Source organism: Sorangium sp. So ce363 (assembly GCF_051520435.1).
Classification (GTDB): Bacteria; Myxococcota_A; Polyangia; order Polyangiales; family Polyangiaceae; genus Sorangium; species Sorangium cellulosum_B.
Map to the genome: position 1 here is coordinate 1800558 of NZ_CP150333.1, position 19718 is coordinate 1820275.

The window sequence follows — 19718 nt, forward strand, 5'->3', positions numbered from 1 at the left end:
CATGCTCGCGCACCTGCGACCCACCCTCGTCCTCCTCCTCGTCCTCACTGGCGTCACGGGGTTCGCCTACCCACTGCTCTCGACCGCCATCGCGCAGGCCGCGTTCCCCCATCAGGCGAACGGCAGCCTCGTGCTCCAGGGCGGCCGCGTGGTCGGGTCGAGCCTGCTCGGCCAGCCGTTCGACGATCCTCGCTATTTCTGGGGACGCCCCTCGGCGACGAGCCCTGTGCCCTACGCGGGGCAGGCCTCCGCCGGGAGCAACCTCGGGCCCGCGAACCCCGCCCTGGCCGAGGCGGTCAAGGCCCGGGTCGACGCGCTCCGCGCCGGCGATCCGGAGAGCACCGCGCCGGTGCCGGTCGACCTGGTGACCGCCTCCGGCAGCGGCCTCGATCCGCACATCAGCCCCGCGGCAGCGGAGGTTCAGGTGCGGCGCGTGGCGCGCGCGCGCGGCCTGGAAGAAGCCGAGGTGCGCCGGCTCGTCGCGCGGCACACCGAGGGGCGCCTGCTCGGGCTCCTCGGCGAGCCCCACGTGAACGTGCTCCTCCTGAACCTCGCCCTCGACGGCGCCCGCTGAGAGGAGAGCGCGAGGTGGCGGACGCAAGCGACGATCGGCCGGATCCCGAGGCGCTGCTCGCTGCGGCCCGAGAGGAGGAGGAGCGCGGGAAGAAGGGCAAGCTCAAGATCTTCTTCGGCGCCGCGCCCGGGGTCGGCAAGACGTATGCGATGCTGGAGGCGGCGCGGTCGCTCCGCGAGGAAGCGGTCGACGTCGTCGTCGGGTGGGTCGAGACGCACGGGCGCGCCGAGACGGAGGCGCTCCTCGACGAGCCCCCGCCGCTGCCGCGCCTGCCGGCGATCGAGGTCGAGCACCGCGGCAGGACGCTGCGCGATTTCGACCTCGAGGCCGCGCTGAAGCGCCGTCCGAAGCTCCTCGTCGTCGACGAGCTCGCGCACACGAACGCCCCCGGGCTGCGGCACACGAAGCGCTGGCAGGACGTCATGGACCTGCTCGACGCCGGCATCGACGTCCACACCACCGTCAACGTCCAGCACATCGAGAGCCTGAACGACGTGGTGGCCCAGGTGACCGGCGTCGTGGTCCGGGAGACGGTGCCCGACTCGATGATCGAGCGCGCCGACGAGATCGAGCTCATCGACCTTCCCCCGGACGACCTCCTCGAGCGGCTGCGCGAGGGCAAGGTGTACCTCTCGGAGCAGATCGAGCGCGCGGCGACCAACTTCTTCCGCAAGGGCAACCTGATCGCCCTGCGCGAGCTCGCCCTGCGGCGCACCGCCGAGCGCGTCGACGATCAGATGCGCGGCTACATGCGCGCCCACGGCATCCAGAAGACGTGGGCCGTCGCCGAGCGGATCGTCGTCTGCGTCGGCCCGAGCCCCATGTCGGCGCGGCTCATCCGGGCGACGCGGCGGATGGCCGGCGGCCTGAAGGCGGAGTGGCACGCGGTCTATGTGCAGACGCCGGCCCAGGCGCGGCTGTCCGAGGCCGATCGCGAGCGGGTCGACCGGAACCTCGCGCTCGCCGAGCGCCTCGGCGCCACCACGGTCCAGCTCCACGGCGCGGAGGTCGCCGGGGAGGTGCTGCGGTACGCCAGGCGCCACAACGTCAACAAGATCGTCGTCGGCAAGCCGACCCACCCCCGCTGGAAGGATTTCATCTACGGCTCGCTGCTCGACGATCTCGTGCGGCAGAGCGGCGACATCGACGTCCACGTCATCCAGGGGGTGGCGGAGGCGGCGAAGCCGGAGCCCGGGCCGCCGGAGCGGCGCGGGCTCCGGCCGCTGGCCTACGCCTGGGGCGCGTGCGCGGCGGTGATCTGCACGCTGGTCTCGTGGCTCATGCACCCGTTCTCCGACCTGGCGAACCTGATCATGGTGTACCTGCTCGGGGTCGTCTTCGTCGCGAGCCGCTTCGGCGCCGGGCCCTCGGTGCTCGCGTCGGTGCTCGGCGTCGCCGCCTTCGATTTCTTCTTCGTAAGGCCGTACCTGACCTTCGCGGTCAGCGACCTCCGCTACCTCCTCACGTTCGCCATCATGCTGGGCGTGGGCCTCGTCATCGCCAGCCTCACCGCGCGCATCCGCGGCCAGGCCGAGAGCGCCAGCGAGCGCGAGCAGCGCACCGCGGCGCTCTACGCGATGAGCCGGGAGCTGGCCGCCCTGCGCGGGATCGACAAGCTCAGCCTGGCTGCCGCGCGCCATGTGCGCGAGGTCTTCGAGGCCGACGCCGTCGTCCTCCTGCCCGGCGCCGACGGCCGCCTCGCCGTCCGGGCGGGCACGGCCGAGGATCTGGTCGCGGGGGAGCAGGAGCGGGCGGTCGCGGAGTGGGCGTATGCGCGCGGCAAGGCCGCGGGCGCTGGCACCGACACCCTCCCGAGCGCGGGCGCGATGCACCTGCCGCTCCAGGGCTCCTCCGGGCCGATCGGCGTCCTCAGCGTCCGCGCGAGCCGACCGTGGCCGTTCCTCGACCTGAGCCGGCGCGAGCTGCTCGGCGCCTTCGCCACGCAGACGGCGCTCGCGCTGGAGCGCGCCCTGCTCGCGAGGCAGGCCCAGCGCGCCCGGCTGAAGGCGCAGGCGGAGGAGCTCCGCAACGCCCTCCTGAGCTCCGTCTCGCACGATCTGCGCACGCCGCTCGCCACCATCACCGGCGCGGCGGGGGCGCTGCTCGATGACGGCAACGACGGGGCGGCGCTCGACCCGGCCGCTCGCCGCGATCTGACGCAGACGGTGCTGGAGGAGGCGCAGCGGCTCGAGCGCCTCGTGCGCAACCTGCTGGACATGACGCGGCTCGAGTCCGGGGCGCTCGCGGTCAAGAAGGAGTGGCTGCCGCTGGAGGAGGTCGTCGGGGCTGCGCTGAACCGGGTCGAGGAGCACCTTCAAGGCCGGGAGGTCTCGATCGAGCTCGACCGTGCGATGGATCTCGTCCCGATGGATGGTGTGCTGATCGAGCAGGTGCTCATCAACCTGCTCGAGAATGCGCTCAAGTACTCGCCCGCCGGCAGCCCGATCGGGATCCGGGGGTTCACCGAGGGGAACGTGGCCACGCTGGAGATCAAGGATCGCGGTCCGGGCCTCCCGCCCGGCGAGGAGGAGACCCTCTTCGAGAAGTTCTACCGGGGGCGTGGCCACACGCAGCGGGGCATCGGCCTCGGCCTCACGATCTGCCGTGGCATCGTGACCGCGCACGGCGGGCGGATCGCGGCGGAGAACCGGCCTCACGGGGGCGCGACCTTCCGCGTGACGCTGCCCATCGAGGGCCGCCCGCCGAACCTCGCGAGCCCGGAGCTGCCGGCGGCGGCGGGCGCTTGATAACGTGGCTGGGCGAATGTCGGACGCGTCCCCCCTCGTGCTGCTGATCGAGGACGAGCCGCAGATGCGCCGGTTCCTCCGCGCGATGCTGGTGGCCCGCGGCTACCGGCTCGTGGAGGCCGAGACGGGCAGCGACGGGATCGCCCAGGCGACGACGCGCAATCCGGATCTCGTGCTCCTCGATCTGGGGCTCCCGGACATGGACGGCCTGGAGGTGACCCGGCGGCTCCGGGAGTGGAGCGCCGTCCCCATCATCGTGCTGTCGGCCCGCGGTCAGGAGCAGGACAAGATCGACGCGCTGGACGGCGGCGCCGACGACTACCTGACCAAGCCCTTCAGCGCCGGTGAGCTCCAGGCGCGGCTGCGCGTGGCGCTGCGCCACGCCGCCAGCGCGGCGCGCGGGGCGACGGCGGAGGGCCACCGCTTCGCGGTCCAGGACATCGAGGTCGATCTCGCGCGCCGGGTCGTGCTGCGGGCGGGCGAGGAGATCCACCTGACCCCCATCGAGTACAAGCTGCTCACGACGCTGATACGGCACGCGGGCAAGGTCCTCACCCATCGCCAGCTCCTCGGCGAGGTGTGGGGGCCCGCCTACGCGGGGCAGGCGCACTACCTGCGCGTCTACATGGCGCAGCTCCGGCACAAGCTGGAGCGCGATCCGGCGCGCCCGTCGATCCTGATCACGGAGCCAGGCGTGGGCTACCGGCTCAAGAGCCCTTGAGTCGATCCTGGCATGTAGGGGTGGGATTGCCGGGAGCGCGCGGCGCGTGTCGACCGGTCACCAGCAGGCACCCTGCGGGCAATTGCCATCGGACGTGGCGTGGGTGTTCGTCCTGATCGTGCGAAGGCGCTCGCAGGGTAGCCAGTCAGCCGGCTAGTTGAGCGGCGGTGCGCCGTTGGGCGCCGCGCTGGGCGCCGCCGGCGCCGGCGTGCCCGCCGGTGCAGCGCCGGGCGGCGCGGCGTCGTCCGGCGCAGCAGCGGTGTCGCTGGACGACGCCGCGCGGCCACGGCCCTTGTAGAGCGACGGCGCGATCGTGTCGGCATCCCCCTCGTCCCACCGCAGGTAGGCGACGGCGCGCCGGGTCTGGTCATAGGCGTGCACGAGCAGCGCGAACGCGCGCGCTCGCCTGTCTGCGGCCTCGGTCGGCCCGGGCCCTGCGCCGTGTTCTCTCACGCCGAGGGAGGCGAGCAGCTGCGGCCCGATCTCCCCGGCTCGCTTCACCTCTTCCTCGGTCGCCGCCGTCCTGCCGGCGATCTCGGACCAGCTGCCGCTGAACAGCGCCGACAGCGCGACGAGGTCGTTGGCTGTATCGATGTGCCCTTGTCCCGCGCGGATCTCCGCGACCGCCTCCGCGTCGAGCAGGCCGCGGCGGGCGAGCGCCTCCGCGTCGCTCAGCAGGTTCTCGCGGAGCGGGACCGCCTCTGCGAGGAGAGGCTTCACCGCGCTCTCGGGGTCTCTGCTGGACAGCCACATGAGGTGCGCGTGCCACGCGGCGAGCGCGTAGGTCTCGAGCCGGTCGAGCAGCGCGAGATCGTGCTTCTGGAGCTGCTCCGCAACGGCGGGGCGCAGCGCGAGGAGGCCAGGCAGCACGCCCAGCACCTGGGAGACCGCGCGGGGGATATCGAGGTTGATGGCGACGAGCCGATCCGGGCTCAGCGCCGCGATCTCGGGGAGAGCCCTGTCGAACGCCGCCGCCTGGGGCAGGGCTGCGGGCTTCCTGGGAGCGGGCTTTTTCTTGATCGGAGTCGAAGGCTTGGCCATGAGGGGAGCACCTCTCGTTGATGTCCTTCGCCGGGCGCCGAGAGAACATGGACTGCCATGCTCCCCGACCCCCCGCGCTGGACGTGATGTGAGCGTCCGGCGCGCGCCGGACGTTCCGGCCAGGGGTAACTAGGCATCGTGGGGTGTCAACGGTGCCGGCTGAATTCATGAACGAGGTGCCACCAGAGTCGTAATCTTGCGCCATGGCTTTCGCGCCTGCATCGACCTGGAGCGAAGGCTGTGCCATCTGCGACGAAGGGCATCGACGGCGACCGCGGCCGGTGCGCCGGAGGCAGCGGAGCTAGCCTGGGAAGACCGCGGCCGGTGCGCCGGGGACAGCGGAGCTAGCCAGTGAAGACCGTGTCCGGTGCGCCGGAGGCAGCGGAGCTGCCCCAGGAAGACCGCGTCCGGTGCGCCGGAGGCAGCGGAGCTGCCCCAGGAAGACCGTGTCCGGTGCGCCGGAGGCAGCGGAGCTAGCCTGGGACGACCGTGTCCGGTGCGCCGGAGGCAGCGGAGCTAGCCTGGGACGACCGTGTCCGGTGCGCCGGAGGCAGCGGAGCTGCCCCAGGAAGACCGTGTCCGGTGCGCCGAGGGCGGAGCGGGTCGCCTGCCACCGCGGGCGGCGTGCAGCGCGGGCGAGCCTCCAACCCCGCGCACCGGGAGGCGCATTTTACAAACAGCCCCGGAAAGCTCCGCGCAATTTGAGAATATGAGCGCACTTCTTTCCCCCGTTGAAGGCTCCTCCCGCGACCACACATGGAATTCCGTTCACGCTGCCGCGGTGGAAATTCTCCCCCGCGCGCTTCGGCTCCTGGGGGTCGCCGAGCCCGACATCGACGACGTCTTGCAAAGACGTCCTGCTCGCGGCGTACGAGAGCCTGGATCGGTTCGACCCCGGCTGGTCCCCGCCGGAGCGCGAGGCTTGGATCGCCAGCCATCCGCCGCGCCGGGACCGCCGGCGCCAGCACAGCAGCCCCGAGGCCCGCTGGGTGTTCGGGATCGCATGGCGAAAGGTCAGCCACCACCTGGACCGCGCCTACCGCCGCCGCGAGGTGCCGGACGGCCTGCGTCCGGCGTCGCGCTGCCAGGCCATCGATCCCGCGCCGCTCAGCGAGGAGCGCATCGCGGAGCAAGAGCGGCTGGAGGTCGCGAGGGAGGTGCTCCTGACGATCGCGCCCGAGCGGCGGGTCCTCCTGGTCCTTCACGAGGCCTACGAGGTGCCGTTCGTCGACATCGCGCGCGAGCTCGGCCTCAACTACAACACCGCCAGCAACCGGCTGCGCCTTGCCCGCGAGGACTACCGTGCCGCCGTCAAGCGGCTGCGCCCGGAGCGGCGACAGGCGCTGCGCGCCTGCTGGCTCGTGTTTCCCCTGGCGTCGGACTTCCTTGTGCGCGACGGCGGCGCGAGCGCCGCCGTCGCGCCGGCCGGGGTGCCGCACGCGCCTGTCGGCCCGAGCCTGCGATCGTGGCTCGCCCGGCTCGGCCGCACCCTCGGCTCCGCTGCGGCGGGCGGCGCGGCGACGGCGGCCGTGCTGCTCGCCCTCGCCCCGTCGCGGCCGCTCTGGGCGCGCCGCTTCGACGCGGCGCTGGCCTACGAGCTCCCCACGACCAGCGCCGGCCTTGCAGCACCCCCGCCGCAGCCATCGCAGCAAACCCCGGAACCGCGGCCGGCGGCGCCGGCGGCCGACGCGCCCGCGCGCCCGGCCCGGCCGCGCCGCGGGCGGCGCCGCCGGCGGGCGCGCGGGAGGACGCCTTCGTGGAGGAGCGCCGGCTGCTCGCGGCGGCGCAAGAGCGCCTCTCCACGGGCGATCCCGCCGGGGCGCTCCGGCAGCTCGCCGCGCACGAGGCGCGGTTCCCCGCAGGCCGGCTGAAGTCCGTGCGAGAGCAGCTTCGCACGGCGGCCCGGGCGCGCCTCGCCCATCCGGCGCCGGGCGCGCCAGCAAGAGAGCCGGCGCGATGAGCCGGTCCAGGGCGAGACCGAGAGCGGGGCTCGGCGCGCGACCGGCCCGCGGCCTCTGCGCCACCGGACCGCTCCGGGGCGCGGGGCGCTCGGCGCGCACGGGGCGCTCGGCGCGCTTCGCCGTGGCGGCGGCCACCGTCCTGCTCGGCGCCGGGGACGCCCGCGCCGCGCCGGACGCGCCGCGCGCGGCGATGCGGATCGAGGTCGTGCGAGGCCCGGGCACCGAGAGCTGCCCCGGCGACGCGTTCCTGCGCGCGGAGGTGGCGCGCCGGCTCGGCGCCGACCCGTTCCAGGACGACGCGCCGCAGGTGCTCACGGTCCGCATCGCGCAGGAGGGGCCGGAGCTCACCGCCTTGCTGGCGCTGCGCGACGGCGCGGGCGATACCCGGTGGGCTGACGGGTTCGGCGCCCGGAGCGGCTGCGAGGAGCTGCTCTCCGGCGTGGCCCTGGCGATCGTGGCGCGCGTCGTGAGCGCGCCGGAGCCGGCATCCCCGCCGCCCGAGCCCTCCTCGCCGCCGCCCGAGCCCTCGCCGCCGGAGCCCTCCTCGCCGCCCGCGGCGTCGCCCCCGCAAGCGCAGCGTGCCCGGCCGGAGCCACCTCGGCCGGCCGAGCCGCCGCAGGCGTCGTCTCGGCCGGAGACGGCGCCGGCTCCGCCGGAGCGGCTGCGGCTCGAAGCGGGGCTCGGGGCGACCCTGGGCCAGGGGATCACGCCGGGAGCCGCGGTCGGGATGACGCTCTCCTTCGGTGTTCGCCGGCACGACTGGTCGATGGCGGTGGAGGGACGCGGGCTCGTGTCCCTGGCGCAGGAGGTGGAAGCGGTACCCGTCCGCACCAGGGCATTCACGGCGGCTGCACTGGCCTGTCGTCGCGGCCAAACCCTGTTCGGTTGCGGGGTCGCCTCCATCGGCGTGGTCCGGTTCGTCCCTCGGGCGCCGTGGACCATCAGCTCACCCGGCCAGCCGATGCTCGGCGTCGGCCCGCGGTTCGGCGGCGCGTGGCCCTTGTCGGACAGGTGGTCCGCGCACGCTTACGCCGAAGCCGTCTGGATCGTCGCAGACGCGGTTCTTCGACGCCAGAAAGATGGAAGTGAACCGCCTTCACCCCTCACCTGGTCGTCACCCCCGGTCGGCGCTGCGCTCGGATTCGGTATCACGGCAATGTATTGAACGAGCTCGAATGACGCCGGGGACCTTCCGCATCCAACATGACAATTTTTAGAAGAGATCCGCAATGTGGCATGCAATCGCCTGTGTCGTCATGAATCTCCGTTGTCAGCGTGAAGTCCCGTCAGGTAGCTTCTCCGGCATGCGCCTCTTCTCCTGGTTGTTCGTGGGACTGTTCTCCTTGGTGGGCTGCTCCGGCGACGCGATCATCCACGGTCCCTGTCAGCCTCAGGAATACGGCCATCCAGGCTGCCCGTGGCCCGAGCAAGGTGGCGGAGGGGCCGGCGGCGAGGGCGGTGCGGGTGGCAGCGACGGCGGGGCCGGCGGCGGCGACGAGACCGCCTGCGCCGGCGATTGCGTCCCACCGGCGCCGCTCGGCTGGTTCGGACCGGCGCTCCTCTGGTTCGGCCCGCGGGACCAGGTACCCGCATGCCCCGCCGCCGCGCCGAACGTCGGCTACGAGGGGTTCGCCGACCTGGCGCCCGCGCCGCTCACCTGCGCGTCCTGCCTGTGCGATCCGCCCGGCGCGGCTACAGCCTTGTGCCAGCTTCCGCTGGGCTGGTCGGCGCACACCTCGACGACGTGTTCCGGCGACCCCGGCAGCGTTGCGACCCCCTTCGCTGCGCCCGGCGGCTGGGACGGCGCCTGCACCGCCGAGAACGCCATCCCCGCGGGCCAGGACTGCGGCGGGCAGCCGTGTGTGAAGTCGATCTCGATCGACGCGCCCGCCGTGCTGGTCACCGCCGCCTGCACGCCGAGGGTCGACGAGCCCCCGCCGCCGGCGCTCCTCGACCCGTGGCAGACCCGGGCGCTCGCCTGCGTGCCCGGCGCCTACACGGAGTGCGTGGGCGACCGGAGCACCTGCATGCCCTCGCCGGACCAGCCCGGGGTCCCGCCGCCCGGCGGCTTCCTGACGTGCATCTTCCACGAGGGCGACGTGACGTGCGAGGCGCCGTACGTGGACAGGCATGTCTTCTACGGCGGCGCCGACGACACGCGCGGCTGCTCCGAGTGCGGCTGCGGGGAGCCGGAGGGCGCGTCGTGCATCGTCATGGCCTCCGTCTACAGCGACGGCGCGTGCGTCGAGCAGGTTGCATCGAACCTCGTCAGCTCCATGGCGCCGTTCTGCGGGGTCACGCCGCCCGGCGTCGCCCTCGGCAGCAAGTCGGCGGAGGTCGTGGCCGTGGATCCCGGCGGCTGCGCCCCGAGCGGCGGCGAGCCGTTCGGCGAGCTGCTGCCGGCCGAGCCGTCGACGTTCTGCTGCCAGGCATAGGGCTCGCACCGGCATCACGCCTGCATAAGGAGGGGCGGCGCTCTCCAGGCGGCGACGCTTCCGCAATCTGGATCGGGTCGCCTCGCCCCAGCCTGAGCACTGCATGCGCGTCAGGAGCTCCCTCGACCAGGCGGACGGCGACATTGACACGGTCCCGAGCTCGCGGTGCCCGTAGAGCCTGATCTCCCCAGGAATCCGGGCTCTTCGTGCGTGGGAGGGGAGCTCAGCCGCCTCTCGTGACGAAGAACCGCAGGCCGTAGCGCAAAAGCGGCATGCTAGCCGCAACTCGACGGCGTCGAGGTCGAGACGCGCCAGGGCGCGGTTCGCCTCCTCCACGCGCGCGGCGATGAGTTCAACGCCCCGGAGCGTGGCCTGGCAGATGAATCCGCCATAAAGGAGGACGCGGCCATAGCCCGCACCAAGGTCGTAGACGACGTCCCCTGGTCGCGGTGCGGCCCACCGGTAGAAGCGTCGAATCGAGGCGTACGACGCCCCCTCGTAAGTCGAGCATTCGCCGGGAAACTGAATGATTCGTTTGAGCGGAACAATGCCAGCTTCCACGCTCTCTATGCGAAGATCGAGCAGCTGATCAATCGCTGGGTCATCCAGCGGCTCCTCGGACGTGTGCCAGGCAAGCAGCTGCGCACGGAGGGATCGGAGGTCGAGGAATGTTGCATTCATCGAGATGCCTCGTGTCAGTCGCCCGCAAAGGTCGCGTCTGCGGGGGGGCCGTGCTCCCACAGCCAGCGCACCGCTTCTTCGAGCGCCTGCAGCGGATCGGGCTCATTCACGCCGAGCACCTCGCGCAGCCGGCAATCGCTGATCAGGACCGGGCTCGACACCTTGTAGGGGTGGTCGACCGCCGCGAAGGGAACCACCGCCGGCTCCCATTCCCAGTCGAACATACGTCCGATCACGGCCGCGAGGCCAGCGTATGTCCACGTATAAGGGTCGACGACATTGCAGGCCCAAAAGCCCCGCGGCGCACGCTCGACGGCTGCAATGACGGACCGGGCCACGCGATCGAGCGCGACCTGATGACATACCTGGACGCCGCGGTCAGGCAGCTCCAGGCGGCGCATGCCCGAACGGATCTTCCGGATCAAAGGCCACGCCCGCGATCGAGGATCGTTGGGCCCGTAGATGGCTCCGGGCCGCAGCACGGTAACATCGCCGGCGCTGTCACGGAGAGCCATCTCCATCGCCGCGTTATCATGGTTCGGCGGCGCTCCTGGATACGGCGACGTTCGCGTGGGCGCGTCTTCGGTGAGCGGGAGCGGCGTATCTGGGAGCAGGGATTGTCCTGAACCGTCCCCGATGCCCGCCTGGACGAGGTAGCGGTAGACGTCGATCGAGCTCACCGCGACGACCTTCCGCACTCCTGCGCGTCGCGCGCAGTCCGCGAGTGACGTCGCCTTTTCGGCCGTAGCACCGCCGGCGAACGTATCGACGAGCACATCCGGGCGCGCGCGCTCGATCGCTGCTCCGGGCGCGAGCAGCTCCGCCCGCGTGCCGTGCAGATGCTCCACCTCGGGCAGGTCGGGGATCTCGTGTGTCCCACGATGCGCCACGGTCACTCTATGCTGTTGCTCCATGGCGCGCCGCAGCACCGCTGGGCCAAGGAATCGAGTCCCGCCAATCAGGACGAAATGCATGATCTACTCGCGCTTGGGAGCGGGCGTGCGGTGGGCCGACTCGAGGAGCCGTCGCAGTCGCTCGGCTGCGGCTTGGGCGCCGGCGAGGTTGGCTGCGTAGCGTGAGTCCAGCACGGCGACGTCACCGCCGCAATGAGGGCAACTCGTCGTGCCTGGCAGCACGTACTGCTTGCACCCGTGGCAGAGCTCGAGCACTGGAGGCACACTCCCCCCGCTCCGGCGCGGGCGCCCAGCTCGCCAGGCTGCAACGGCCACCACCGAGCGACGAGATGCCCAGGGCACCCAGAATCCTCACTCGGGCTTGCGTGGACGGTTTGCTATGTCGCGAACGCCGCAAATTCCGGCTCTGAGGCGCAGCCGGTTCTGTACCGTTCTTTCCGATTCTTCGAGAGCTCGAAGAAGAATGTGATACGGAGCCAGCGAGGGCCGCGACCACCGCTCTCGCATGAGGGCCCGAGCGCCCGCTGCGATAGGATTGAAGTGCGGCGGAGAGCGCCGCCCGCAAACGCTGGCCTCGGATGGACCGCCGCTTGCCGTCCCACGAGGCCCGTGAGCGGCGTGCCCACGGGCGAGGTCGCGCATCCCCCCAGGATCGGCGGCCTTGCCGCGCACGCGGCGCAAGAGAGGCGAGCGTGACGAGTCCTGTGGTCGTGACCAAGTATCTGTGTGCCGCCGCTGCGATTCACGCCGCGCTCGGCTGCGCGGCCGGCGTCGACCTGCCCGATGAGGGCGGATCCGCGGCGGCTGCGACGCCCACCCTCGGGGTCGCAGAGCAGCGGGCCAGCACCTACGGGTGGAGGGTCATCGAGGTGATCGACTACAATTTCGACGGAAAGCAGGATTTGCTCTGGATCGACGCAGCGCGCAGCCTCATGGCCGTATGGTTCATGGACGGAGTCCAGCTGCTCACGCCGGGCCCGATCGTCCGTGGGCCGGCCGGAAGAGGCTGGATCGCCATAGGGCACGACTTCAACCTCGACGGCCTGGCGGACGTGCTCTGGCGTCACGATGAGCGGGACCTGATAACGATCTGGCTGACGGACGGAGGCCGGCCGTTCGCGCAGGGCCCGATGCTCCCCGGGCCGCGCGGCGGAGGCTGGGTGATCCGGCCGAACGACTTCAACCGCAACCTCGCCTCGGATGTGCTCTTTTACAGCGAGGAGCAGAACCTGATGACGGTGTGGCTGCTGGATGGCGTCCAGCTGCTCGCGCCGGGCCCGTTCATCCCGGGGCCGGGCGGCGACTGGGATATCGGCCCCACGCCGGACTTCAACTTCGATCGCATCGCGGATGTGATCTGGAACGACCAGGTGCACAACCTGATGACGGTGTGGCTGATGAGCAACACGGAGGTCCTCGGGCGGGGGCCGGTGATCCCCGGGCCGAGCGGCGAGGGATGGGACATCCTCTGGGCGGCCGACTTCAATGCTGACGGCATGTCGGACGTGCTCTGGACCAACGAGGAGAGGGGCCTCGTGGCGATCTGGCTGATGAATGGCGTCGAGCTCCTCGACGCGGGGCCGGTGATCCCCGGGCCGATCGGCGACGGCTGGACAGCGGTCGCCGCCGGTGACGTCAACGCCGATCTGATGTCGGATGTCGTGTGGCAACGCCCGGGGACGAGCCAGGTAGCGGTGTGGTTGATGAACGGCACCCACGTCCTCTCGCCAGGGCCGGTGATCCTGGGCCCCCCCGGCGGCTGACCGACCCGGGCGATTCCGCGGCGTGGTCACGTCAGTTCGAGACGCCCGCCGCGCGCAGGCCGTCCCGGGCGAGCGCGTGCTTGGGCGCGATGTCGAGGACCCGCCGGAGCTCCCGCGCGGCGTCGCCGCCCTTGCCCATCTTGAGCAGCGACCAGCCGAGGCCCGAGCGCACCTCGACGTCGCTCGGGTACATCTCCGCGAGCCGGCCGTAGATCGTCGCGGCCTCCGGGTAGCGCGCCAGGTTGTACAGGGCGAACGCGAGCCGCAGGCTCGCGAGGTAGTTCGCGGGGTCGAGCTGCAGCGCCTTCCGCGCGGTCGCTTCCACGTCGGCCCACCGGCGCAGCGCCATCTGCGGGAGCAGCGCGCCGACGCGCGACTCGACCGATCTCGGCTCGAGCGCGCTCGCCCTGCCGTACGCGTCGACGGCCTCCTTGTTGCGCCCGAGCTTGTGATAGAGCCAGCCGCGGCGGAGCTCCGCGACGTATCCATCCTTCTGCGGCGCAGGGAGGCGATCGAGCGCGGCGAGCGCGTCCTGCGCCTTCCCGGCGGCCTCGGCGTCATAGGACAGCTGGAACAGGTCCGCCGGCCTCCCCTCCGCGTCAGCGGCCCCGGAAGGGACGCCGCTCAACGCACAACCGACCAGCATCACGAAGAACCATCGACTCGCTCTCATGACGTCTCCTCGCCGAATGACACGGTGAATTTCCTGCCGGCGCCCTGGACCCGCTCCGCCACCCGCGTGCGGCCCTGCGCCGTGACCTCGACCCTGAGCGGCCCTCGGCCCCTCGTGAGCTCCGCCCGCGTCCGCACGAGCGGCTCGCCGCGGCGATCGCGCCGCCGCGACTCGCCGAGGACCACGAGGAGGTCGCCCTCGCGGCGCATCCTGAGGTCCATCTCGATCCCGTCGCCTGGCAGGAAGGGGGCGACGAAGTCGGCGAGCACCCGGAGCGCGAACGCGCGGAATCGCCGCGCCGGCAGCGTGTCCGCCCAGCGGAGCGAGGCGCTGCCCTCGAGCGGCACCCGCGGGAGCGCCGCGCGCAGCAGGTGAACGACCGACGCGTCGTCGCCCACCGCGTCGAAGCTCGTGAACAGGTCGTCGCTCCTGCCGTAGAAGAGAGACGCGGCGCGGTCCTCCGAGCGGATCAGGAGCCGCCCGTAGACGTCGACGTCGCACGTGACGCGCTCGACGTCCGCGCCGACGCGGTACGCCCAGGTGTCGGCGCAGGTGAAGCCGAAGTACGCGGACACGTCCTCGTCGGCCTCGATGGAGCGCACGGCGTCGCCCTCCCGCGGCTCCAGGCTGGGCCAGAGCCGCGCCTCCTCGCCGACCGTGACCACGTCGCTGAACCGGCACGGGAGCGTCGGCGCGCCGAGCTTGTGGGTCGACTGCAGCTGGAAGTGCAGGTGCGGCTCGGGGGATCGACCCGAGCTGCCCGCGAGCCCGAGGACGTCGCCCCGCTTCACCCATTGCCCCTCCACGACCTTGAGCGTCCCGCGCGCGAGGTGCGCGACCATCGAGTACACGCCGGGCGCGTGGGCCACGATGACGTGGTTGCCCCAGTTCTGCTCGAGGTTCATCGCGCCGACGTCGCTGTCGGGCACGCTCGACTCGACCTTCACCACGGTGCCGTCGGCGGCCGCGACCACGGGCAGCCGGTGGCAGTGGAAGTCCTGCGGCGCGCTCCCGGCGCCGCGGAAGGCCAGGCCACCTTCGCCCATCACCTGGAAATCGAAGGCATGGCGCCATTGCTCCTTGTGCGTGAACGCGCCGTCGACCGCCTGCGTGCACGTCCACGTGCCGCGGAACGGGAGCCGGAAGCTCACGGCGTGCGGCGACTGCTGGAAACGCGCGCGCCGCGTGCGGAGGTACGCGAGGTTCTGCTCGGGCGTGCCCGGGAGGAAATCCACCGCCTTGGGCCGCTCGTCGCGCGCGCGCCGACGCATCGCGAGGAGGACGGCGACGACGGTGACGTTGAACGGCAGGATCAGCGGCGCCGCGCCGAGCCGCGCGAGCGGCGCCATCGCGCCGGCGGTGACGAGCGCGGCGGCGACGGCGCCGGACAGGCCGAGCGCGAACGAGGACGCCGAGGGGACGAACCAGACGCCGCCCAGCCCGACCGCCGTGAGGACGGCGTTGTAGCCGAGCACGTCGAGCGCGCCGTCTGGGAGCGAGAGCCATCGCGAGGCGAGCCCGAGCGCCGCCGCGAACGCGAGCGCGGCGAGGAGCGCGGCGATCCGGCTGTGGACGAGGAGCGCCGCGAGCACCAGCGCGCCCGCGTCGGCGCGGGGCAGGAAGAAGAGGCCGCCGAGGCACCGCGCGAACAGCGCGATGGGCGCGGGGAGGCCCTCGAACGCGAGCGGGGCTTGCGCGGGCGCCGCGAGCGTGAGCCCGGAGAACGCCGAGGTGCTCAGCGTCAGGTGGAAGACGACGATGAACGGGAGCGACAGCACCGGCAGGCCGGCGGCGCCGCCGGAGCCGGGACCGGAGAGGGAGCGCAGCGCCGCCGTGACCACCACGCACGCGGCGGCGCCGAGCAGCGCGACGGCGACGGCGGGGCCGTCCGCGGTGAACGACTGCGCCACGCCGAGGCCGACGAGGAGCGCGTTGTACGCGTACGACCCGTCCCTCACGGCGTCCTTCTCGAGGTCGAGGAGGAGCGCGGCCCCGTTCGCCGCGCACGCCGCGATGACGCCGAACACGAAGGCGCGAGGCACGGTGGCGGTCGCGAGCATCACGAGCAGCCCCACCGCCGGCGAGCGCGAGAACAGGATGTGCGCGTAGACCCGGAGGAGCGACTCCCCCATCTCGACGACGCCGCTCCTCGCGAGCCGCGAGCTCACGGCCGCCGCGACCCGACGGCGCCGGGCCGTCCCGGTCGCGCGCGCCGCGCCGCTCGCGTCGCTCGTCGGCGCGGGGATCACCTGAGCCATGCCGGCACGTCCTCGACGGCGCGGAAATCGTCGAGCGTCTCCGCGCGGCGGATGCAGGAGGCGCCTCCCTCGCCCACCATCACCACCGCCGGACGGAGGGTGATGAACTGGTGCCACTGCGTCACGTTGTAGGCGCCCACGTTGCGGAACACGAGCCGATCTCCCGGGGACGACGCCGGGAACTGCATGGTGTCGCGCACCACGTCGATGTTCATGCACAGCGGGCCGAACATCACGGTGGGCTCCTGCATGGCGCTGAACTCCTGCGCCGGGACGACATCGTGTTTGTACCAGAACGAGGTGAAGAGCAGGTTGACGCCCGCGTCGAGCACGAGGCCGCTGCGCCCGTCGGGGAGGCGCTTCTTGGCCTCGACCGTCGCGATGAGGTACCCCGCGTCGTCCACCAGCGCGCGGCCCGTCTCGAGGACGAGCGTCGGGAGCTCCCGGGCGGGACAGTCGAGCTCTCCGAGGCCGTCGCAGATGGCCTCGGCGTAGCGCTCGAACGACGGAGACGCCTGCTCGCCGAGCAGGTACTGCGCCTTGAGCGTGTTCTTCGAGGCGAAGCCGCCGCCGAGGTCGAGGAACGAGAGCCGGATCCCGTGCGCGGCGCGTATCTCGTTGGCGAGGCGCGCCAGCTTGGACGCCGCCTTGCCGTAGGCGCCCGGGTCGAGGATGAACGTGCCGATATGGCAGTGCAGCCCGGTGAGCTCCATGCGATCTCCGCTCACGAGGCGGCTCACCGCCTCCCTGGCCTGGCCGGACTCGAGGTTCAGGCCGAACCGGCTCCACGGCGCGAGGCCCTCGATGTTCATGTTGACCCGGATGGCCACCTTCGGGCGCGCCTTGACCCGCTCGGCGACCCGCTCGATCCGCGCCAGCTCATCGAGGTTGTCGATGTGGATGATCGAGCCGCCGGAGACCGCGCGCGCGAGCGCCGCGTCGGGCTTGTAGGGGCCGTTCCAGTGGATCCGCTCGGCCGGGACGCCCGCGAGGATCGCCTTGTCGTACTCGAAGGGCGAGACCACCTCGGCCCAGGCGCCTTCGCGGTGGAACGTGCGGCAGATCGCCTCGAGGTAGTTCGTCTTGTACGACCAGGCGATCCGCACCTTGGCCCAGCGGCGCGCGAACGCGCCGTGGAGCTCGCGGTAGCGGCTCACGAGCGTCCGCTCCGAGAACACGAAGAGCGGTGATCCGTGCTGGGCGACGAGATCGGCGATGGCGACTCCGTCGATGTGGGTGAGGGGCCGCACGCCCTGGAGGCGGCCGAACTTGTTCATCGCCCCCATCTGGTGCCGGACGATGCTGGGCGATTCGTAGACCGGGCTATTCACGAGAGGCCTCCTGAACGGACGAGCTCGCCCGTCGTCACCATGCTCTGAAAGTCGCTGATCCGCGCGACCTGGTCGATCGAGATGCGGACGAACATCGCGCCGACCTCGTAGCCGCGGAGCGGCTCGATCGGCGCGCCTGCGGCGAGATCGACCACGGCGCGAGGCAGGTTCATCCCGGCCGCCACGCTCAGGTACACCCACGCCGGGAAGCGCGGATTGACCTCGATGAGGTGATAGCGCCCGTGCGCGTCGCGCATCACCTCGACCTCGAAGGGGCCACGCCACCGCGTCGCCTCCGCGAAGGCCTGCGCGATGCCGACGAGCTCGGGGTCGCGCACGGTGATTCCGGCCCAGCCCTTTCCCTTGTCGGTGAGGAGCATCTTCTTCATCGGCACGGCGCCGACGAGCCCGCCTTCTCCGTCGCCGACCGCCACCACATCGAGCTCCTCCCCGGTCACGTGCTCCTGGACGAGGACCGGGAGGCCCCACTGGGCTATCACCTTGTAATAGGCCGACACCGCCTCATCGAAGGTCGTCGCCAGCGTCGCGCCGTAGAACACGCCCTTCACGTGGAAGGGGTAGGGCACCCGCTCGTGGATGCGCAGGAGCTCGTCGGCGTCCGAGAGGGCCGCCGTGCGCGGGACCCGGATGCCGGCGCGGGCGCCGAGCGCGGCGAGGCTCGCCTTCGAGCGGAGATCGAGCTGCTCGCGCGTGGGCAAGCAGGTGCCGATCCCCATCGCGCGGAGCCGCGGCGCGATGTCGATGAACGAGGGCAGCTCGGCGTCGAGCGTCGGGATGATCACGTCGAGCCCGACCCGCCGGTGGACGTACTCGAGGCGGGACACGAACGCTTCCAGGCCCTGCGATGGATAGGGGATCATGAACACGTCGCTCACGATGTCGCCGGCGTACGCGCCGGGATCGAGCGCGTCGTACGCGAGGCCGACGAGGCGAATCGAGGCGTCGCCGCCCGCGCGGAGCGCCCGGATGACGCCCACGCCGGGAGCGGGGTTGTCAGTCGCGTTGAGGCCGGTGACGGCGATGGTGCGGGGCCTCGTCTTCACTGGGCTCCCTCCGGCTCCGCGGAGAGGAGGCCGTGCTGCCGGAGGAGCTCCAGGAACTCGCCGACGTCGCGCGCCGGGTCGCCCCCGCGGATGTCGAATCGCTCGCGGAGCCGGGCGGCGACCTCCTCGCGCGAGAGCCCCTCTTTCATGGCGTTGAGCGCGCAGAGGCCGGTGGGATTGACGGTGAACGTCGCGCCCGACGCGGGATCGAACACGAATCCGGTATCGCTGAGTGCAAGCTCTTTCAATCGCAGGATCGCGCTCACGCGAGCCTCCTCGTTCTAAGGGTGTTGGGGCGCCGACCGTGAAATTCTTAGAAAATTCACAGGGAGGCGGGGAGACGGGGAGGAGAGATTCAAATACTCCCTGTCTCCCAGCCTCCCTGTTCAATTCGCTGAAAAGGGCCACGAAATGAGGGTATTCCTCAGGCCTCCAGCCGCGCCTCGGACCAGGTGCGGCTGGAGTAGTAGAGCGGGGCGCTTCAGGCGCGGCTGCCTGCCCTCCTTGTGCCCGCCGGGGGCGAGAGCGGGTCAATGAATTTGACCGTGTGTCGCGAGGAGGATCAACGATCCATCAATGCTCGGCCGCGCCCTCGGCGCGGGCGCGCAGCCGGGCCGCGTAGACGCTGTCGCCGTGGCGTGAGAGGAAGTCGTCGATCGCGGCCCGCTCGTCGCTTCCGCGCCCGAGCTGACGCAGGGCCTCGATGCGGCCATAGCGCGCCTCGACGCCGAGCCCGCCGCGCCCGGCCGCGAGGTAACGCTCGAAATAGCCGAGGGCCGTGGCGGGATCTCCGCCGGAGAGCGAGAGCCGGCCGAGCGATACGAGCGCGACGCGCGCCTCGGGGCTGCCCGGATGGCGCGCGAGCAGCGCGAGGTACGCGGCCGACGCATCGGCGTCGCGGCCGGCGGCGAGCGCCAGCTGGGCGTCGCGCAGCAGCTCGTCGGCGCTCGGACCGGGGTGCGCCTCGCCGCGGTGGCCCTCGCGCGCTGCCCTCGGAGCGGCCGCCGCGCCGGCGGCCTCCACCACGCCCGCGTCGGGCGACTCCTTCGGCGCGGGCGCCGTGGCGGCGGGCTGGACGTCGAGGGAGCGCGGCGGCGGCTCGATCCCGGCGCTGGCCTGCGCGGGCGCCGCGTCTGGCGCGCGCGGGGGCGGGGGCGCCACGTCGCGGTCGATCAGGAGCTCGGCCGCGAGCGCGGCCAGGAACGTCGCCGCGAGCGCGACGCCGGCGAAGGTGCCCGCGACCCCGCGCCGCACGATCGCGCGCCGCCTGGGGCGCTCCTCTGGCGCAGGGACGCGCTGCGCCCCCGCCTCGCCGGCGGCCTGCGCGAGGATCCGCGCAGCGAGGGCGTCGTCGTCCACGGGGCCGAGAGCCCCGCCGCGCCGCGCGCCGAGCCGGCCGAGGTCGGCCCAGAGCGCGGCTTCGCCGGCGAGCTCCGGGTGAGCCTCCTCGTAGCGGCGGCGGAACGCGGCGTCCTCGGGCCCGATCGGCGTCCCGCGACCTTCGGCCGCGACGATCGCGATCCAGCGCTCCTCGTCCGAGGCATGGGCCATCATG

15 protein-coding genes are annotated in these 19718 nt (G+C 72.2%); 7 read left to right on the forward strand and 8 right to left on the reverse strand.

The genetic code is table 11. From position 1 onward, the window contains the following. Position 1 precedes the first annotated feature (1 nt). Genes kdpC through WMF12_RS06905 form a run of 3 tightly spaced genes read left to right on the forward strand, consistent with a single transcriptional unit; the run spans position 2 to position 4042 of the window. Positions 2–574: a potassium-transporting ATPase subunit KdpC gene (gene kdpC / locus WMF12_RS06895; protein ID WP_437869552.1), complete on the forward strand. Its 573-nt coding sequence runs from the start codon at positions 2–4 to the stop codon at positions 572–574. 14 nt (positions 575–588) lie between these two features. Beyond that, complete coding sequence (locus WMF12_RS06900; RefSeq protein WP_437869554.1) at positions 589–3321, forward strand: DUF4118 domain-containing protein; 2733 nt, start codon at positions 589–591, stop codon at positions 3319–3321. 16 nt (positions 3322–3337) lie between these two features. Then, the gene (locus tag WMF12_RS06905) at positions 3338–4042 is read left to right on the forward strand and encodes a response regulator (protein WP_437869557.1); all 705 of its coding nucleotides are present in this window, start codon (positions 3338–3340) and stop codon (positions 4040–4042) included. A gap of 153 nt (positions 4043–4195) precedes the next feature. Here the strand turns inward: WMF12_RS06905 and WMF12_RS06910 are convergent, their stop codons facing one another. After that, positions 4196–5083: a hypothetical protein gene (locus WMF12_RS06910; RefSeq protein WP_437869558.1), complete on the reverse strand. Its 888-nt coding sequence runs from the start codon at positions 5081–5083 to the stop codon at positions 4196–4198. A 731-nt stretch (positions 5084–5814) separates the two neighbouring features. Between WMF12_RS06910 and WMF12_RS06915 the strand changes: the two genes are divergently transcribed. The 3 genes from WMF12_RS06915 (at position 5815) to WMF12_RS06925 (ending at position 9479) form a co-directional block, all read left to right on the forward strand. Then, complete coding sequence (locus WMF12_RS06915; protein WP_437869559.1) at positions 5815–6954, forward strand: RNA polymerase sigma factor; 1140 nt, start codon at positions 5815–5817, stop codon at positions 6952–6954. A gap of 85 nt (positions 6955–7039) precedes the next feature. Next, entirely contained in the window at positions 7040–8209 is a 1170-nt protein-coding gene (locus WMF12_RS06920) for a hypothetical protein (protein ID WP_437869560.1), read from the forward strand. A 139-nt stretch (positions 8210–8348) separates the two neighbouring features. Then, a complete protein-coding gene (locus WMF12_RS06925; RefSeq protein WP_437869561.1) occupies positions 8349–9479 on the forward strand; it encodes a hypothetical protein in 1131 nt (376 codons plus the stop codon). Positions 9480–10174: 695 nt separating this feature from the next. On the opposite strand, the gene WMF12_RS06930 is transcribed toward WMF12_RS06925, so the two are convergent. Then, positions 10175–11134 (reverse strand): NAD-dependent epimerase/dehydratase family protein, encoded by a 960-nt coding sequence (locus WMF12_RS06930; protein WP_437744822.1) that lies wholly within the window; start codon positions 11132–11134, stop codon positions 10175–10177. Between the two features lie 632 nt (positions 11135–11766). Here WMF12_RS06930 and WMF12_RS06935 point away from each other — a divergent pair. Further along, positions 11767–12837 (forward strand): FG-GAP repeat domain-containing protein, encoded by a 1071-nt coding sequence (locus WMF12_RS06935; RefSeq protein WP_437869568.1) that lies wholly within the window; start codon positions 11767–11769, stop codon positions 12835–12837. 31 nt (positions 12838–12868) lie between these two features. Here WMF12_RS06935 and WMF12_RS06940 read toward each other — a convergent pair whose 3' ends face one another. The 6 genes from WMF12_RS06940 to WMF12_RS06965 all read right to left on the reverse strand — a co-directional run bounded on the left by WMF12_RS06940 (position 12869) and on the right by WMF12_RS06965 (position 19717). After that, a complete protein-coding gene (locus WMF12_RS06940) occupies positions 12869–13510 on the reverse strand; it encodes a tetratricopeptide repeat protein (RefSeq protein WP_437716293.1) in 642 nt (213 codons plus the stop codon). Next, entirely contained in the window at positions 13507–15768 is a 2262-nt protein-coding gene (locus tag WMF12_RS06945; RefSeq protein WP_437869570.1) for an urea transporter, read from the reverse strand. Before WMF12_RS06945 ends, WMF12_RS06940 begins: the two co-directional genes overlap by 4 nt. Further along, positions 15756–17099, reverse strand: a complete 1344-nt coding sequence (locus tag WMF12_RS06950; protein ID WP_437869571.1) for a diaminopimelate decarboxylase — start codon at positions 17097–17099, stop codon at positions 15756–15758. Before WMF12_RS06950 ends, WMF12_RS06945 begins: the two co-directional genes overlap by 13 nt. Continuing rightward, complete coding sequence (locus WMF12_RS06955; protein ID WP_437869572.1) at positions 17096–18163, reverse strand: ATP-grasp domain-containing protein; 1068 nt, start codon at positions 18161–18163, stop codon at positions 17096–17098. The genes WMF12_RS06950 and WMF12_RS06955 overlap by 4 nt, the downstream gene beginning before the upstream one ends. Continuing rightward, complete coding sequence (locus WMF12_RS06960) at positions 18160–18429, reverse strand: HPr-rel-A system PqqD family peptide chaperone (RefSeq protein ID WP_437744828.1); 270 nt, start codon at positions 18427–18429, stop codon at positions 18160–18162. Before WMF12_RS06960 ends, WMF12_RS06955 begins: the two co-directional genes overlap by 4 nt. A 307-nt stretch (positions 18430–18736) precedes the next feature. Further along, the gene (locus WMF12_RS06965) at positions 18737–19717 is read right to left on the reverse strand and encodes a tetratricopeptide repeat protein (protein WP_437873839.1); all 981 of its coding nucleotides are present in this window, start codon (positions 19715–19717) and stop codon (positions 18737–18739) included. Between the last annotated feature and the right edge of the window lies 1 nt (position 19718).

Excerpts from the sequence above, each read along its gene's own strand:
- kdpC (WP_437869552.1), top strand. The coding sequence starts at position 2 with ATGCTCGCGCACCTGCGACCCACCCTCGTCCTCCTCCTCGTCCTCACT.
- WMF12_RS06905 (WP_437869557.1), top strand. The coding sequence starts at position 3,338 with ATGTCGGACGCGTCCCCCCTCGTGCTGCTGATCGAGGACGAGCCGCAG.
- WMF12_RS06910 (WP_437869558.1), bottom strand. The coding sequence starts at position 5,083 with ATGGCCAAGCCTTCGACTCCGATCAAGAAAAAGCCCGCTCCCAGGAAG.
- WMF12_RS06920 (WP_437869560.1), top strand. The coding sequence starts at position 7,040 with ATGAGCCGGTCCAGGGCGAGACCGAGAGCGGGGCTCGGCGCGCGACCG.
- WMF12_RS06925 (WP_437869561.1), top strand. The coding sequence starts at position 8,349 with ATGCGCCTCTTCTCCTGGTTGTTCGTGGGACTGTTCTCCTTGGTGGGC.
- WMF12_RS06930 (WP_437744822.1), bottom strand. The coding sequence starts at position 11,134 with ATGCATTTCGTCCTGATTGGCGGGACTCGATTCCTTGGCCCAGCGGTG.
- WMF12_RS06940 (WP_437716293.1), bottom strand. The coding sequence starts at position 13,510 with ATGAGAGCGAGTCGATGGTTCTTCGTGATGCTGGTCGGTTGTGCGTTG.
- WMF12_RS06945 (WP_437869570.1), bottom strand. The coding sequence starts at position 15,768 with ATGGCTCAGGTGATCCCCGCGCCGACGAGCGACGCGAGCGGCGCGGCG.
- WMF12_RS06965 (WP_437873839.1), bottom strand. The coding sequence starts at position 19,717 with ATGATGGCCCATGCCTCGGACGAGGAGCGCTGGATCGCGATCGTCGCG.